Annotated in this window: 14 protein-coding genes and 1 tRNA gene; 6 read left to right on the top strand and 9 right to left on the bottom strand. The window is 61.1% G+C overall.

The window, feature by feature from the left end; translation table 11 throughout:
• Positions 1 to 104: 104 nt before the first annotated feature.
• From DFR46_RS08000 to DFR46_RS08015, 4 genes are read right to left on the bottom strand one after another with little or no spacing between them, the layout of a single operon-like run.
• On the bottom strand, positions 105 to 902 hold the full coding sequence (locus DFR46_RS08000; protein WP_116235969.1) for an SDR family NAD(P)-dependent oxidoreductase: 798 nt from the start codon (positions 900 to 902) through the stop codon (positions 105 to 107).
• A complete protein-coding gene (locus DFR46_RS08005; protein WP_116235970.1) occupies positions 902 to 1,705 on the bottom strand; it encodes an SDR family NAD(P)-dependent oxidoreductase in 804 nt (267 codons plus the stop codon). Before DFR46_RS08005 ends, DFR46_RS08000 begins: the two co-directional genes overlap by 1 nt.
• Positions 1,706 to 1,720: 15 nt before the next feature.
• Positions 1,721 to 2,485 (bottom strand): SDR family oxidoreductase, encoded by a 765-nt coding sequence (locus tag DFR46_RS08010; protein WP_116235971.1) that lies wholly within the window; start codon positions 2,483 to 2,485, stop codon positions 1,721 to 1,723.
• Positions 2,486 to 2,502: 17 nt separating this feature from the next.
• Positions 2,503 to 3,567, bottom strand: coding sequence for a phosphotransferase family protein (locus tag DFR46_RS08015; protein ID WP_116235972.1), 1,065 nt, complete (start codon positions 3,565 to 3,567; stop codon positions 2,503 to 2,505).
• Between the two features lie 166 nt (positions 3,568 to 3,733).
• Here DFR46_RS08015 and DFR46_RS08020 point away from each other — a divergent pair, with 166 nt between their 5' ends.
• From DFR46_RS08020 to DFR46_RS08035, 5 genes are all read left to right on the top strand, one after another.
• Positions 3,734 to 5,497 (top strand): DUF885 domain-containing protein, encoded by a 1,764-nt coding sequence (locus DFR46_RS08020; protein ID WP_116235973.1) that lies wholly within the window; start codon positions 3,734 to 3,736, stop codon positions 5,495 to 5,497.
• Positions 5,498 to 5,708: 211 nt separating this feature from the next.
• Complete coding sequence (locus DFR46_RS14805) at positions 5,709 to 5,870, top strand: hypothetical protein (protein WP_162843427.1); 162 nt, start codon at positions 5,709 to 5,711, stop codon at positions 5,868 to 5,870.
• Positions 5,870 to 6,613, top strand: a complete 744-nt coding sequence (locus DFR46_RS08025; protein WP_116235974.1) for a PspA/IM30 family protein — start codon at positions 5,870 to 5,872, stop codon at positions 6,611 to 6,613. Before DFR46_RS14805 ends, DFR46_RS08025 begins: the two co-directional genes overlap by 1 nt.
• 23 nt (positions 6,614 to 6,636) lie before the next feature.
• Positions 6,637 to 6,966: a PspC domain-containing protein gene (locus DFR46_RS08030; protein ID WP_116235975.1), complete on the top strand. Its 330-nt coding sequence runs from the start codon at positions 6,637 to 6,639 to the stop codon at positions 6,964 to 6,966.
• Positions 6,967 to 7,081: 115 nt separating this feature from the next.
• A complete protein-coding gene (locus DFR46_RS08035) occupies positions 7,082 to 7,471 on the top strand; it encodes a PilZ domain-containing protein (protein ID WP_116235976.1) in 390 nt (129 codons plus the stop codon).
• 63 nt (positions 7,472 to 7,534) lie between these two features.
• Here the strand turns inward: DFR46_RS08035 and DFR46_RS08040 are convergent, their stop codons facing one another.
• Entirely contained in the window at positions 7,535 to 9,547 is a 2,013-nt protein-coding gene (locus tag DFR46_RS08040; RefSeq protein ID WP_116235977.1) for an amidohydrolase family protein, read from the bottom strand.
• A 181-nt stretch (positions 9,548 to 9,728) separates the two neighbouring features.
• On the opposite strand from DFR46_RS08040, the gene DFR46_RS08045 reads away from it, so the two are divergent.
• Complete coding sequence (locus DFR46_RS08045; protein ID WP_162843428.1) at positions 9,729 to 10,553, top strand: L,D-transpeptidase family protein; 825 nt, start codon at positions 9,729 to 9,731, stop codon at positions 10,551 to 10,553.
• A 54-nt stretch (positions 10,554 to 10,607) separates the two neighbouring features.
• On the opposite strand, the gene DFR46_RS08050 is transcribed toward DFR46_RS08045, so the two are convergent.
• The 4 genes from DFR46_RS08050 to DFR46_RS08065 all read right to left on the bottom strand — a co-directional run bounded on the left by DFR46_RS08050 (position 10,608) and on the right by DFR46_RS08065 (position 14,827).
• Positions 10,608 to 10,684 (bottom strand) — tRNA-Pro (locus tag DFR46_RS08050).
• A 125-nt stretch (positions 10,685 to 10,809) separates the two neighbouring features.
• Positions 10,810 to 11,595, bottom strand: a complete 786-nt coding sequence (locus DFR46_RS08055; protein ID WP_116235979.1) for a Stf0 family sulfotransferase — start codon at positions 11,593 to 11,595, stop codon at positions 10,810 to 10,812.
• Positions 11,596 to 11,632: 37 nt separating this feature from the next.
• Positions 11,633 to 13,375, bottom strand: coding sequence for an N-acyl-D-amino-acid deacylase family protein (locus DFR46_RS08060; RefSeq protein WP_116235980.1), 1,743 nt, complete (start codon positions 13,373 to 13,375; stop codon positions 11,633 to 11,635).
• A 141-nt stretch (positions 13,376 to 13,516) separates the two neighbouring features.
• Positions 13,517 to 14,827 carry an FAD-dependent oxidoreductase gene (locus tag DFR46_RS08065; protein ID WP_116237227.1) on the bottom strand — a complete coding sequence of 437 codons (1,311 nt, stop codon included), beginning with the start codon at positions 14,825 to 14,827 and terminating at the stop codon, positions 13,517 to 13,519.
• Between the last annotated feature and the right edge of the window lie 178 nt (positions 14,828 to 15,005).

Below are 15,005 nucleotides of genomic sequence, written 5' to 3' on the forward strand. Positions count from 1 at the left end.
ACCTCCGTTCGGGCTGAGCCTGTCGAAGCCCTGCCCTTCTTATCAGTGTTTTCAAATAAAAAAGGGCGACCGTTCGACAAGCTCAGGGCCAGTGGTTCGTTTCTTCAGAATTCCTTGCCGGGCCGCCGGGACAGGCCGACATCGAGATGCGCGCCGGCATCCAGCAGCAAAGTCTCTCCCGTGGCCAGCCGCGTCGCGCCATCGAGCAGAGTAACAATGCCGTCAGCGACATCTTCGGCCTGACCAGCATGAGCGAGCGGCACTTTCTCTGCGATGGATGCGTTTAGCGCTTTCAACCCCTCTTCGCCGAAACGATCGGCGAACCAGCCGGTGCCGACATAGCCCGGACAGACGGCATTGATGCGGATATCGGGGGCCAGCGCCCGGGCCAGCGATTTTGTCATCGTGACCATCGCGCCTTTGGAGGCAGCATAGGCAACCGAAGAGCCATTGCCGAAAATTCCGGCGACGGACGCTACATTGACGATGGTTCCGCCACCCGCTTCCCGCATTGCCGGCGTACAGGCGCGGATCATCTCGAAAGCCGCGACGACGTTCAGCCGATAGATGGTCAGGAAATCCTCTGCATCGAGGGCATCCATATCTTCATGGTTGGCGAATTTCGTCGTCCCGGCATTGTTGACGAGAAGATCGATCCGGCCCCATTCCGCTTTCACGGCTTCGGCCAGCCCGCCAGCCTCGCCGGCCGACAGGTCCGCCCGAAAAGCCTTCGCATTGCCTCCGCATTCGGCAGCAAGAGCCTCTGCATCGTCCTTGCTCTTCGAATAGTTGATCGCGACTTTCGCGCCGCGGCCGGCCAGCAACCTCGCCGTGGCCGCACCGATCCCCCGCCCGCCGCCGGTGACGATTGCCACTTTGCCTGCGAAAAAATCCTCTGCCATCAGTGTGCCGCCTGCTTCGGAAGCTGCCGCGTAACCGGATGGGATGAGGACAGCCCGCCATCGACCGCCAGCGCCTGGCCATTGACATAGCTGGCATCGTCAGACGCGAGGAACGTAACCGCACCCGCCAGTTCTTCCGGCTGGCCGCCGCGCTTCAGCGGATTGAGCTGGCCGATCTTCTCGAGCTTCCCGGCATCGCGCGCATAATCGAACACCGGCTTGGTCATGCCGGTTTCAATAATGCCGGGGCAAACCGCATTGATGCGGACATTGCTACCCGTCATCTGCTGCGCCGCCGTCTTGACGAGATTGATGACGCCCGCCTTGGAGGCGGAATAGGAGCTCGGCCCAGCGCCCGACCGGATGCCGGCCACCGAAGCCGTGCAGATAATCGCACCGCCGCCGCGTTTTTCTATCTCCGGCGCGGCATATTTGATCGCCAGATATGGCCCGATCAGGTTGACGCGCAGTATTTCGGCCCAGCTCTCTGCGTCTGAATCGAACAGCCCGCCAGACAAGCCGCCGGTGATTCCCGCATTGGCGAAGACGATGTCGATCCCGCCATTTTCGGCTATCGCCCGGTCGACCAGCGCCTTCACATCGCTTTCGCTGCCGGCATCCATTTCGACGCCGATTGCAGTGCCGCCGTCGGCAGTGATCATCTGGACCGTTTCATGTACGGTCGGCATCTTGTCCGCCGCGATCACCTTGCCGCCTTCCGCTGCAAAGCGCCTGGCGGTCGCCCGGCCGATGCCGGATCCCGCGCCCGTGACGATAATTGATTTTTCTTCGAAGCGGTTCATGTGAATTCCCTTGATCTAGATCGTGCGGCCACCATCGATAACCAGCACCTGACCGGTCATGAAGGTGGACGCGGAAGAGGCGAGATAAACGGCAGCGCCCGCAATTTCGGGCGGTTCGCCGATCCGCCCCAGCGGCGTCGTTGCATTTACCAATTCCGCCCGTTCGGGATTTTCCCAGAGGGCACGGGCCATGTCCGTGCGGATGAGCCCCGGCGCGATGCAGTTCACCCGGACATTGTCCGGCCCGAATTCATGGGCAAGGTTGCGCGCCATCTGCATATCGGCCGCCTTAGAGATGCAATAGGTGCCGATATCGACCGCCCCCCTGAGCCCGCCGATCGACGAGACGATAATGATCGAGCCCTCTTTGCGATCCCGCATTTCCGGCGCCACCATCTGGATCAGCCAGTGATTGGACAGGATATTATTGTCGAGGATCTTGCGAAACTGCTCATCCTCGATCGTCGACATCGGACCGTAATGCGGATTGCTGGCCGCATTGCAGACAAGGATGTCGATCCGGCCAAAGGCTTTGCGCGTCTCATCGACAAGATTCTGGAGATCGTCTTTCGAAGAGATGTTCGCCGGAACGGAAATGGCCGTGCCTTCTCCATGGTCCGCATTGATCGCGGCGGCGACCGCATCGCAAGGCTCCTGCTTGCGGCTAGAAATGACAACCTTTCCGCCATTGGCCGCCAACTGTTCGGCCGTCGATTTGCCGATCCCGCGCGAAGAACCGGTGATGATTGCTACTTTACCGTCGAGATTGAACTGAGACATGGGCAATCCTTTCGCTTTCAGGCCGGCGCTCCGGCAGCGCGGGCGAAACCCCAGGCGGCCTGGGCCAGCTCGGGTACACGCTTAGAGCGTTCTTCCGCTTCCGCCGAAGACGCCGTGCCATCGAGCCAGCGCTTCTTGATGCCCTGCAGAATCCCGGTCAGCCGGAACAGGTTATAGGCGAAATACCAGTTGAGATCGGGCACGGAATCGCGGTTCGTCAGCTCGCAATACAGCGCCGTCGCCTCTTCCAGCGTCGGAATGCCCGTCCCGGCAAGGTCCTGCCCGCCCAAAGACGCCGTGCCGGTTCCCTCCATGACCCAGTTCTGGGCGAGATAGGTAAAATCGGCCAGCGGGTCGCCAAGGGTCGACAGCTCCCAGTCGAGAACGGCAAGCACCTCGGGCCGGTCAGGCGCATAGATCATATTGTCGATCCTGTAATCGCCATGGATTACTGACGTACGCGTCTGTTCGGGCACGGTTTTCGGCAACCATTCTATCAGCCGCTCGACCTCGTCGATCGTTTCGGTTTCGGAGCGGCGATACTGTTTAGTCCAGGTGTTTATCTGGCGTTCGAAATAGTTTCCGGTCTTGCCGTGATTTTCGAGGCCGATCTCCCTGTAATCCAGATTGTGCAGCCGGGCGAGCGTACCGATCATCGAGCGGTAGATCGATGTCCGCTCGGCGGGCTCCTGCTCGGGAAGCATTCCATCCCAGAAGGTACGCCCCTCCACCATTTCCATGATGTAAAAGGCCGAGCCGACAACATCATCGTCTTCGCACAGCGCATAGGGCCTGGCGACGGGGAAGCCCGTGGGATGCAGCCCCGCTATCGCCCGATATTCGCGCTCCACGGCATGGGCGGAGGGCAGGATCGGGCCGAAAGGCTTGCGGCGCAACACCAGCGAGCGCCCAGCCTGGTCTTCAACCCGGTATGTCGGGTTGGACTGGCCACCGGCAAATTTCACATAGGAAGCCAGCCCGGCAAAACCTTCGACATGCTCACGCATCCATGCGTCGAGATTGTCCTCGTTCAACCGGTCCTTCTCGGCAACACCTTCCGCGCTGATCGCTTTTTCGCCCATCACTGAATCCTGTTTCAAAATGTCCCGAAACTTGACGTAAGCGTAACCCGGAGCTGCGACCAAGTCGAGTGCCGGAATCGCCTATTTCCGCACAAGGCTTGACGGAGCGCCGCCGGTGACCCTTCATACGAAAACCGAAGACCCTTCCCTGCATGAGGATATCGCTATGCACACGCGCCGCTTTCTGCTCCCCCTCTTACTTGGCTGCGCGCCCCTGGCGCTTCCCGCCGCGGCAGCTTCGGCCACGCAAAACGTAGTACCGGCAAGCGCCGACGAGCAGTTGCGCGCGCTTTACGAAGCGGACTGGGCATGGAACATGGAGGAGTTCGCGCAAGTCCATGATGCCGATGGCCAGCTCGCCAGCGGCGACCGTCTGCCTGCCGTCGATCCGGCGACCCAGCTGCGTCGCCTTGCACATTGGGAGGATATGCTGAGCCAGCTCGACGCAATCCCCGTCAGCGCACTTTCAGAGGCCGAAAGGATCAATGCATCGGTGTTCCGGACCAATCTGGAAAGCGCTGCCTCCGATGCGCGCTACCGCGAATGGGAAATGCCACTCACGAGCGACACCTCTTTCTGGACAGGATTGAGCCCGCGCCCGGGCCGGCTGACAACGGCCGGGGATTTCGAACGCTATATCGGCCGGATGCGCGATATTCCGCGTTTTTTCGCCGAGAATATCGCCAATATGCGCGATGGCATGGCGCGCGGCTTTACCGTGCCGCAGGTAACGCTTGCAGGCCGGGACCAGTCTATGGTCGGCTATGCCGAAAGCGATGCCGAGGCCAATCCCTTCTACGCCGTTTTCCGGGATATGCCCGCCAGCATTCCGGCGGACCGGCAAGCCGCTTTGCAGGCTCAGGCGCGCGCAGCTATCGCCGAAACAGTGGTGCCGGCCTATACAGAACTGCTGGCCTTTTACCGCGATGAGTATCAGCCTGCCGCCAGGACAACGACGGCCGCCAACGCTCTGCCCGATGGCGAGGCCTATTATGCCGCACAGATCCGCGAATATACGACGCTCGATCTGACGGCCGAGGAAATCCATCAGATCGGGCTGGGCGAGGTCGCCCGTATCCGCGCCGAGATGGATGCGACGATTGCGGAGAGCGGTTTCGAAGGAACGTTCGACGAATTTCTCGTCTTCCTGCGCACCGATCCCCAATTCTATGCGCAAACGCCCGAAGAGCTGATGATGTTTTCCGCCTATGTTGCCAAACGCGCGGACGCAACGATCGGCGATGTCATCGGCCTGCTGCCCCGCCGCCGGTTCACGATTCTGCCGGTGCCGGATGAAATTGCCCCCTATTATACGTCCGGGCGCGGCGGTCTCAGAAGCTGTTTGATGAACACCTATGACCTGCCGAGCCGGCCGCTCTACAATGCGCCCGCACTAACCCTGCACGAATGCGCGCCAGGCCATTCGATGCAGGCCGCTCTGGCCGAAGAACGCGACGCCGGACCCGAGTTCCGCCGCTACACCTATTTCTCCGGCTATGGCGAAGGCTGGGGCCTGTACACGGAATATCTCGGCATCGAGATGGGCATCTATCGCACGCCATATGAGAATTTCGGGCGGCTCTCCTATGAGATGTGGCGCGCAGCGCGGCTCGTTATCGATACGGGCCTGCATCACTATGGCTGGCCGCGCCAGCAGGCGATCGACTATCTTGCCGCCAACACGGCGCTCTCCGATCTCGAGATCGAGAACGAAATCGACCGCTATATCAGCTGGCCCGGTCAGGCCCTTGCGTACAAGCTGGGCGAACTCACGATCCGGCGGTTGCGCAGTGAAGCCGAAGCAGCACTGGGCGAAAATTTCGACCGGCGGACCTTTCACGACGCCATACTTGCGATGGGCTCTGTTCCCCTCAGCACGCTTGAAGAAGAGATGCGCCGCTGGATGGCCCGTCAGAGCGGAACGCAATAAGAGCCCCGGAGCTCAGCACTCGAATATAGCCGCACCAAGTATTGGCAAATTACGCCAACAGTACGCACATATCCTGTGCCGCAATGCATGCCTGATACTCCAAACTCCTGTAAATCTTCCATTTTCTGATTCTGGCACGACTCCTGCTTAGTTGTTGGCGTTACCGGCACAGTCGGAACACAGACACAGGCCAAGGTTCAGGAGACCTAAAATGAACAACCAGAACAGCATACAGCAACGTTTCTTCGCTACGGTCGCAGCCGCTGCCGTTTCAACAATGTGCATCCTCGGCACGGTCGGCCCGGTCCAGGCAGGTAGTACTGCTACGCAGACCCAGTTCGCCCAGACCGCAACCCAGCAGAGTGCTGCCTAATGGCCACCCGGCTCGACCTTGATCCGATCGCCTCGGCACCGGCTCGGGCGGGTGACTATGGCCAGGTGCAGATCCGCAGTCAGGGGGCCCGGCTCTTCTCGCGGATGCGCGATATCCTCGCCGCCAATCTTGCCGATATGCTCGATCACAGCCCCGAGCCCGAACAGATGATCCGGATGATCATCATCGAAATGGAAGAGACCCTCGTCCATGTGCGCGCCTCGACCGCGCGGACGATCGCCGACCTGAAGGAATTGCAGGCCGCGCAAACCGCCCTCAGGACGATGGCCGAAAACTGGCACGAGAAAGCCGAACTGGCGATCAGCCGCGACCGCGACGATCTGGCGCGGCAGGCCCTGCTCGAAAAGAACAAGGCCGATGCGCGCATTGCCGAGCTCGACCGGGAAGTCGCCACGCTCGAAAAGGCGCTCAATGCCAATCACACCGATATTTCCCGGCTCCAGGCCAAGCTCAGCGAAGCCTGCACCCGCCGGAGCAACATACGCGCCCGGCTGGAATCGGCCGAAAGCAGCATCCGCCTGCGCGAACTGCTGAACGGCGGTGCTGTGCAGGACGCCTTTACTCGCTTCGACGCCCTCGAACGGAAAGTGGACGAAGCGGAAGGCCATGCCGATGCAGCGGCCATCGGATCCGACGATGACGAATATGTCGCGCAAAATCGCAAGCTGAACGCAAAAGTAGATGCGGAACTCGCCGCAATGAAGAAATCATCGGCCGGCTAGGCCATCAAGACAGGAGAAGTGAGATGGGATACAGTAACACAGGAAACATGGTCGTCCGCCAGGATCGCAAACTGCTCGGCGTGTGCGCCGCCATAGCCAACTCGCTGGGCGTCAATGCCATCTGGGTCCGCGTATCGGCCATCGCCCTCACGCTCTTCGTGACCGCCATGGTCATTCCCGTTTACCTGATCGCCGGATGGGGCCTGAGCAGGGCGCGCAAGAATCGCCAGCCTTCCCATGCCCCGCGATCCCGCTATCTCGGCTCGGAAGGCAGCCGTTACCTGTCCGAAACGGATCGGCTGATCGGCCATCGCGACAGCGCCCTGGCCCGCGAGATCGACGCGCTGCGCTAGACGCTTCCCTCCAGAAAGGGATTGCCCGAACCGCGCGACAACTCCGACCATGTTAGCGTGATTTTAACATCATCATGCCAAAGCGTACCCCTGTTTTCCGGGGGGAAAATTAAAAATGTACAAGAACGACATGCTCGCCTTTGCTGGAGGCGAAAGGCGCTCTGGCGAACGCCGCGATCTCGCGGTGGATGCCCGGGCGCATTCTTTCGAGAAACGGCCGTGCCGCGTGCACGTCAGCAACCTCTCACCAAGAGGGTGCCAGCTCGATGCGTCCAGTCACACCAAGATCCAGGGCCTGATCTATCTCGATTTCGCGGGACTTCCGCTCATCGGAGCGAAAATCGTCTGGTTGGATGAATATCATGCCGGATGCGAATTCGTGACGCCGCTGACGCCAGACGAATTCGAGGTTCTTTCACAATCCGACTGGAGTTCCGAACCCGCGGACCGGGGCAAAGCATCAGGCCAGAAAACGCCATGCGCCATGGCCCGGCATACTAGCTAGCCGGGGAGCGGACGAATGCCAGCGCGCCGAGCCGCAAGGCGGGCCCCTGCCCCGAACTTTCCTCTACTCCGCCTCGGTTACCGAAGGCGCGTCTGCAAAGGGCCGGATCCCGAAATGCGGATAGATATCACTCGGGAAATAGATGGTACCGTTGGCCACCACCATCGCGATTGACTTGATCGCGCCGAGGTCCGTCGTCGGATCTCCGGGGACGAGGAAGAAATCGGCATAGTTGCCGCCCTCGATCGATCCCAGGTCCTCATCCTGCCCTAAATATTCGGCCATGCCGAGCGTCGCGAGGCTCAGCACTTCGGGGGCCGTGTAACCGGCGCGCTCGAACAACTCGAGCTCCCGGTGATAGGCGAAAGAGCCGCCCATATCGGTGCCCGGCACGATCAGGATACCGCGTTCGCGCATCATCGTGACGGTCCGTATGATCTGGTCGAAAGCTCCGCGAAAGCGTTCGTCGGCGCCCTCCGCCGAAACATCGGACCAGGCTTGCTGCAGACTGCGCTGCTGGCCGATCGGCATATGATCGAAAATGTCCGCAAAGCTCGGCGAGATTTCACCGTTGCGGCTAAGCAGCAGGCTTTCATGGATGGTGATCGTCGGGTCGATGGCGATATTGTTCTCGGCCATCAGGTTGATCGTATGCTGGACAGGCGCGCTATCGAGATCGAGCGCAGGGAGCCGGTCAAGCGCAGTGAGGCGCAGCAGCGTCCGGGTGTCTTCATGCGGCTCGAGTACCCAGCCCAGCATCACCTGGTTGATATGGGTCAGCTCATCGAACCCGGCCTCGATCATCGCATTGGCGTTGGAAAAAGCCGGGACATGGCCGGCGACGCGCAAGCCCAGCCGGTGGGCTTCGGCAACCAGCGTGGGCGCCCAGTCCGGCGTCATCGAATTGTAGAGCTTCACCTGATGGAAACCGCGCGCCGCATACCAGCGCACCTGAGCTAGCGCCTCTTCCTCGGTCGAGACCAGTTCGCCGGTCTGCGAACTGAATTCGCTCAGCCCCTCGATAAAGCCGCTGCGGGTGATGCGCGGGCCGGCGATCGTGCCATCGGCAATTCTGTCCATCAGTCCTTCGAGCACGTCCGTTTCATTGCCCATGTCGCGCACCGAAGTGACCCCGGCGGCGATATTGAGGAGCGCGACATTCTGCGAGATATGGCCGTGCATCTCGTACATGCCCGGAACCAGCGTTCCCCCGGCGCCGTCGATCACGGTTTCGCCTTCCGTCACCGGCGATCCGCCGGGCTGTACGCTGCTGATCCGTTCGCCATACCAGACGACATCGTACGGGCCTTCGCGCGTCATGGTTTCCGGATTGAACACCTGCACATTCCGGACGCGCACGGGTCCCTCGAAATTGCGCGCCGACTCCGCCTGGATCCGGACAAAGCGTTCGGTCGACAGGGTTTGGGCATAGTCGCGCAGCGCCGCATCCGCGGCCTCATAACCGGCGCGAATGATCGCAAAGCGCGGGCTCGCTACGGCAAACAGCACGCCATCGCCGTCCAGCATCACATAGCTGGGATTGAGGTCCAGCCCGGCAATCTCGTACGTTGTCGCCTCCACCGGCCCGTCCGGCCCTTCGAAAGTGGACGTCGCATGCGGGGTCAGGCTCGCCGTGCCGCCGGGCAGAACATCGAAACTGTGATCATTATCCGCAAGCAATGCGCGGGCGAGCAACGCCAGCGACCAGGGGCTGCCGCCCTGCGGGATATAGAATTGGGCATCGGAGGCCGCAGCTGCCCCCTCGCCCGTCGCATCGCGCCAAGCCGCGTCGCCGTTCGACCAGCTGAATGTCTCGTCGACCGGATTGCCGAAGGTCGACGCCCCTTCGACCGTCCATCCCGTCGGCATGCCATTGTCGTCGAGCGTTATCGTTTCGGCGATCGTCGGCCCTCGCCCGTTATTCTTGTAATCATAATCGATGACGACCCGGCCGGCCTCCACATCCGCGTTCAGATGCCCGACATCGTTACCGCCCGACAGCACCCGGTATTCCCGCATTTCGGCGGCGGCGGGCGCAGCAAGAGCTACGGTGGCGAGCAAGAGATATTTGAACATCGGGGGGATCCTTGGTGTTTGGCGTTGCTGCGCCATCCTTCTCAGCCGAACGGGCGAACGTCAACTGGACACCCAGCGGGACCGAGAGCCTATCGGCAGCGCCGCATAATTAAGCCCCGCTTAACCATGTAGTTTTGCCCTGCATTTCGGGCTACCATGCCGAATTACAATGCGAATCTTTGTGAAAATTATCGCTCTGGCGGCTCTGTTCGGCACGATCGCGATGCCCGTAAGCGCGCAGTGGCTGGGCCCAGACGACGTTGTGGTAACCGCGCGCTCCTATGGCCCGATCCACCCATATCGCGCTGCTGTTGAGGCAGCTTACGGCGCCGAGACCGACCCGGCACGCCGCGCCATCCTGTCCGCCAATCTTGATCGCTGGCGCGCCCTGCCATCCGAGCTGGGACAGCGCCACCTGATGGTCAACGTGCCGGCACAAGAGGTAGTATTGTGGGAAAATGGCGTACCGGTCGCGCGCTGGGATGTCATCGTCGGCCGCCCCCGGACGCCAACCGTATCCTTCAGTGCAGAGATTAGCGGCGTGAACCTCAACCCCTGGTGGTATGTTCCGCAGAGCATCGTGCGGGAAAGCGTCGGTGCGCTTGTCCGCAACAATCCCGCCGAAGCGCGGCGACGCGGCTATGTCGCGTCGGGCGGCAGCTATCGCCAGCGTCCCGGCCCCGGCAATGCCCTTGGCCGAATGAAGCTGGTCATGCCCAATTCTCATTCCATCTATTTGCACGATACGCCCGCGCGGCACCTGTTCGACCGCGAGGTTCGCACCTTCAGCCATGGCTGCATCCGGGTTCGGGATGCGATGGGTTTTGCGGCAAGGCTTGTCGGGGTGAGCCGTTCCGAACTCGAGGCAATGGCGGCCAGCGGACAAACGCGCACCGTATCGCTGGCCGCGCCGGTTCCGGTCCACATCACCTATTTCACTGCCGTGCCGGGGCCTTCCAGCCAGCTGGACTATCTGAACGATATCTATGGACGGGACCCGGCCTGAAATGGCCGCAATTCGTCGCCCGAATCCGGCAGGACTTTAGGCTGAGGCAGAAAATGGTCGGGGAGAGAGGATTCGAACCTCCGGCCCCTGCCTCCCGAAGACAGTGCTCTACCTGGCTGAGCTACTCCCCGACCGGTGCGTCCGGTCCGCAGCGATGCGGACCCACCGGGAGACAGACGCGGCTCTATACGGGCGTGATGCGCTGCTTTCAACTGCTGTTTCGCAACGCTCGGACCAAAAAACGGGAGATCGGGAATCACGCGCGCTCCGGGCGCTCCTCCCGGAACCGCGCGCCCCATTCTTCGCTCACCGCATCTCGCAGAATTTCAAGATCGACATCAGCGATAAGGGTTTCCGGAACGGGCAGGTCCAGAAGGCTGCAGACAGAACCGGCAAAAGCAGCCGGATCGGCGCAGATATCCTCATAGTAGACGATCGGCGCTGTCTTCCCGATCTGCGCCAGAAAGTCCGCGAAGTCGCGCTCGTTGCGTTCGATACGATTGAGGTTTCTGGCGATAGTGTCGGCATCATAGTCGGATATCGAAACCGGCCGAGCGTCCTGCTGGTTCGAATGGAACCGCCCGCTGAGTTCGGCCTTGGTCAGGGAAACGGCCTGTGCCACCCGGTCGCGCCGTCGGAGCAGGAGGAACCGGGTTCGCGCGAGCATCTGATCGAGAAACCCCAGATGGGCCGCCGCAGCAAGAACCGAAAAACCTGCTTTATAGCCAAAGGCCTGCGGCGTACCGCGATGACCGATCATCCATTGTGCTGCGCTGTGGCAGTCGGGAAGTGATCGCCGTTCGGCAATAGCCGCGAGCTGATCGGGCGCGAAATTTTCGCCCACCTGATTGAAATAGGGCGTGTTCGCGAGCAGGCGCCCGGCATAGCTGCTGCCCGAGCGCGATGCGAAGAGGATCGTGACAATTTTGGGTGGAGCCTCGAACCGCCGCGCGGGAAGGTCGCCAAGCGCGGCGGCTGTCGCCGCCATCCGCTCCGGGCCGATATAGCGCGCCACAAGCGCCAGAAGATCGGCTCGCGTCATGGAGCCTTGCGAAGATTTTCTCACGATGGGGGGCGGTTTACTCCGCCGCTTCGGCCATCTCAACCGTTTGCGGTCCGCGGATCAGCCCGCCGGGGAAAGCGCCCGTCATTTCGCCGTTCCTGAAGGTCACTTGTCCCGACTTGATAGTCGCGACATAGCCGGAAGCCTTTTGCAGCAGCCGTTTGCCGCCTGCGGGCAGGTCGAAGGCAAGCCAGGGCTTGCCAAGCGCTATCTTGTCCATATCGATCACGTTGATATCGGCGAGATAGCCTGAGGCGAGAACACCGCGATCGCCCAGCCCGTAGAGCCGCGCCGTATCGTGGGACTGGCGCCTGATCGCATTTTCGAGTGTGATCCGGTTGCCGCGCTTCCGGTCGCGCACCCAGTGCTGGAGCATGAAGGTCGGCGAGGCTGCATCGCAGATCGTGCCGCAATGGGCGCCGCCGTCGGACAGCGAATTGACCGTATCCTCGGCATGCTGGAGCGGCTCAAGAAAGTCGAGATTACCCTCGGCATAGTTGAGAATCGGAAAATAGATGAACCCCTTGCCATCGTCCTTCATCAAAAGGTCGTACGCATATTCGGCGGGCTCTGTTCCGGCCGCTCCGGCCCGGGCAAGGATCGTCGCATCCTGCGGCGGTTCGTAGTCGAAATCCTCGTCCATTTCGAAAAACATGCCCCAGCCATTGGCGACGATCATCAGCAACTCGAGAAGATCGCTTTCGGGATAGACGCTTTCTTCCGCGAGCAGCTTGGCCTTGAATGCCGGATCCTTGAGTTTTTCCAATGCCTCTTCCCAGGGCATGTCTTCCAGCGGCTGCCAGCTCGGCTTGAATTTGAACGGATGGACCGTCCCCTGCCAGGCCATGATGATGCCATTGCCGCGCAACGCGATCTGGGCGACGATATTGGCGCCATTGTCGTTTTCGGCGCGCATCGTCGAGATCTGCTCGTCGAGCGGCAGCTCCTTGGCGATCGACTGGAGTGCAGCAAAGGTTACCGGAAGCCCTGTTTCGCGGGACAGCGCACCCATCCATTCGAACTCGTTCCACTCTCGCTTGAGATCGCTGGCCATTTCAAAGACGCCATAGCCAACGCGGCCCATCGCCCGGCCGATCTCAACCAGCTCTTCCGCCGTCGCGGTCGTGCCCGGTACGAGCTCGCCATCGACCGATTTGTGGAGCACGGTGCGGCTCGTCGAAAAACCGAGTGCGCCGGCGCGCACGCCCTCCTCGACGATGCGGCCCATCTCGGCGATCTCGTCTTCAGTCGGCACGACGCCGGGCTGTTCGCGGTCGCCGAGCACATAGGCCCGCACTGCGCCGTGCGGCACATGCGTCGCGACATCGACGGTCCGCGGCATTTCTTCGAGCGCATCGAGATATTCGGGGAATGTTTCCCAGTTCCAGCTCATCCCTTCAGCGAGCGCGGTTCCGGGAATATCCTCAACTCCCTCCATCAGGCCGATCAGCCAGTCATGCCGATCGGGTTTGGCCGGCGCAAAACCGACACCGCAATTGCCCATGACGACAGTGGTAACGCCGTGCCAGCTTGACGGGGCCATCTCCTGATCCCAGGTCGCCTGCCCGTCATAATGGGTATGCACGTCGACAAAACCGGGCGCGACAATCTTGCCAGTTGCATCGATCTCTTCACGACCCGCTTCACCGACTTCCCCGATCTGCGTTATGGTATCGCCGTCGACAGCAATATCCGCCGTAAAAGGCGCGCCTCCGAATCCATCGACAATGGTGCCGCCGCGAATAACCAGATCGTGCATCGAATCCTCTCCTTTACGTCTCCGTAAAGGGCCATAGCCTATTTTGATCTGGCGATCATCTTTTTGATGCCGGGAAAGTTAATCGGGCTCTGCCCGCCCGGATCTTAATGCATCGAAGGCTGTACACGGCCTGGCATTGGATCAGTCGTCGCGCGCCGCGATCATCTGCTGGATAGCCACGAATTTCTCGCGCGGGCTGCCCTCCCGGGCACGCTCGGCTTCTGCTTCCTCGATCTTTTTCCAGTCTCTGAATGTCACGACATCGACATCGCGCTCGGCGAGCAGGGCATCAAGACCCGCGCGCCCCGCCTTACCGCCGCCATCGCCGATATCCGCGGCAATCAGATCGACAACGGAATAGCCGTCCGGTCGGTTGGTGCCGATCGTACCGGTCGGCCCGCGCCGCGCCCAGCCGACGCAATACAGGCCCGGCATAATGCGTCCCTCATCATTGGCGAAACGCCCACGGCCATGCTCAAAAGGCACGCCTTCGATGGGCGGCGTGCGATAGCCGATACAGGTCACGACCATGGAGGCAGGGATGGTGTAAGTTTCACCCGTTCCATGGCTGCGAAGATCGGCATCGAGCTCGGTCCGCTCGACGACGATGTGCTCAACCTTGCCGTCCCCTTCGATCCGGACCGGCGATGCGAAGAAATCGAAATCGATCTCTATGCTCTTGTCCGCCCGGAAGGATTCAGGGATCGCTGCAAATTCGCGCAGGAATGTTACCGATTTTCGCATGCCCGGCTCGAGTAGCGCATCGGCGCCTTCCTCTGGCAGGTCAGCCCGGTCTACTCTCGGCACCGCCCGTTCCAGCCGTCCAAGCTCGCCCAACTCCTTCGGGGTCATCGCAATCTGGTGCGGACCGCGACGTCCAAGCAGGGAGATGTGCTGTGTCTTCGCTGTTTCGAGCTGTTCATACGCATGCAGCACGATATCGGAGCCTGCGAATTCGTCGGGTGTTTTCGACAATACGCGCGCGACATCCAGGGCAACATTGCCATTACCGATCACGACGACATGGGTTCCATCCAGCGGCGGATCGATCTCGGCAAAATCCGGATGCCCATTATACCAGCCGACAAAGCCCGCGCTGCCGAACACGCCGGGCAGATCCGCACCCGGTATTTCAAGCGCCCGGTCATTGGGCGCGCCCGTCGCCAGAATCACCGCGTCATAATGCGCCTGGAGCTCTTCGATACTAACCTGCTCACCGACCGTGAGATTGCCGACGAACCGCACATTCTCGTTCAGCGCGACCTTCTCATACCGTCTGGCGACATTCTTGATAGACTGGTGATCGGGCGCGACGCCGAAACGGATCAGACCGTAAGGCACCGGAAGCCGGTCGATCATGTCGACACACACATCGTCTCCGAAAAGCTTCTGCGCGGCCTCCGCAGAATAATAGCCCGCCGGCCCGGAACCGATAATCGCGATATGGCGCATCAGCGCATCCCTTCCGCCCATGGTCTGCCGGGATGCTAGCGCGCTGGGCGGTCGAGGCAAGCTAAAGGAGCACCCGCCCTGTTGGTTGCATACGGCATTCGCGGATCGGCTCATTATTCAGCCTCGTCGGCCAACCTGCCTTCCTTGCCTGGACGCGATGGCCTCAATTCGGGCAATT

It is taken from the genome of Parasphingopyxis lamellibrachiae, assembly GCF_003385775.1.
GTDB lineage: Bacteria > Pseudomonadota > Alphaproteobacteria > Sphingomonadales > Sphingomonadaceae > Parasphingopyxis > Parasphingopyxis lamellibrachiae.

Excerpts from the sequence above, each read along its gene's own strand:
- DFR46_RS08000 (WP_116235969.1), bottom strand. The coding sequence starts at position 902 with ATGGCAGAGGATTTTTTCGCAGGCAAAGTGGCAATCGTCACCGGCGGC.
- DFR46_RS08005 (WP_116235970.1), bottom strand. The coding sequence starts at position 1,705 with ATGAACCGCTTCGAAGAAAAATCAATTATCGTCACGGGCGCGGGATCC.
- DFR46_RS08010 (WP_116235971.1), bottom strand. The coding sequence starts at position 2,485 with ATGTCTCAGTTCAATCTCGACGGTAAAGTAGCAATCATCACCGGTTCT.
- DFR46_RS08015 (WP_116235972.1), bottom strand. The coding sequence starts at position 3,567 with ATGGGCGAAAAAGCGATCAGCGCGGAAGGTGTTGCCGAGAAGGACCGG.
- DFR46_RS08020 (WP_116235973.1), top strand. The coding sequence starts at position 3,734 with ATGCACACGCGCCGCTTTCTGCTCCCCCTCTTACTTGGCTGCGCGCCC.
- DFR46_RS14805 (WP_162843427.1), top strand. The coding sequence starts at position 5,709 with ATGAACAACCAGAACAGCATACAGCAACGTTTCTTCGCTACGGTCGCA.
- DFR46_RS08025 (WP_116235974.1), top strand. The coding sequence starts at position 5,870 with ATGGCCACCCGGCTCGACCTTGATCCGATCGCCTCGGCACCGGCTCGG.
- DFR46_RS08030 (WP_116235975.1), top strand. The coding sequence starts at position 6,637 with ATGGGATACAGTAACACAGGAAACATGGTCGTCCGCCAGGATCGCAAA.
- DFR46_RS08035 (WP_116235976.1), top strand. The coding sequence starts at position 7,082 with ATGTACAAGAACGACATGCTCGCCTTTGCTGGAGGCGAAAGGCGCTCT.
- DFR46_RS08040 (WP_116235977.1), bottom strand. The coding sequence starts at position 9,547 with ATGTTCAAATATCTCTTGCTCGCCACCGTAGCTCTTGCTGCGCCCGCC.
- DFR46_RS08055 (WP_116235979.1), bottom strand. The coding sequence starts at position 11,595 with ATGACGCGAGCCGATCTTCTGGCGCTTGTGGCGCGCTATATCGGCCCG.
- DFR46_RS08060 (WP_116235980.1), bottom strand. The coding sequence starts at position 13,375 with ATGCACGATCTGGTTATTCGCGGCGGCACCATTGTCGATGGATTCGGA.
- DFR46_RS08065 (WP_116237227.1), bottom strand. The coding sequence starts at position 14,827 with ATGCGCCATATCGCGATTATCGGTTCCGGGCCGGCGGGCTATTATTCT.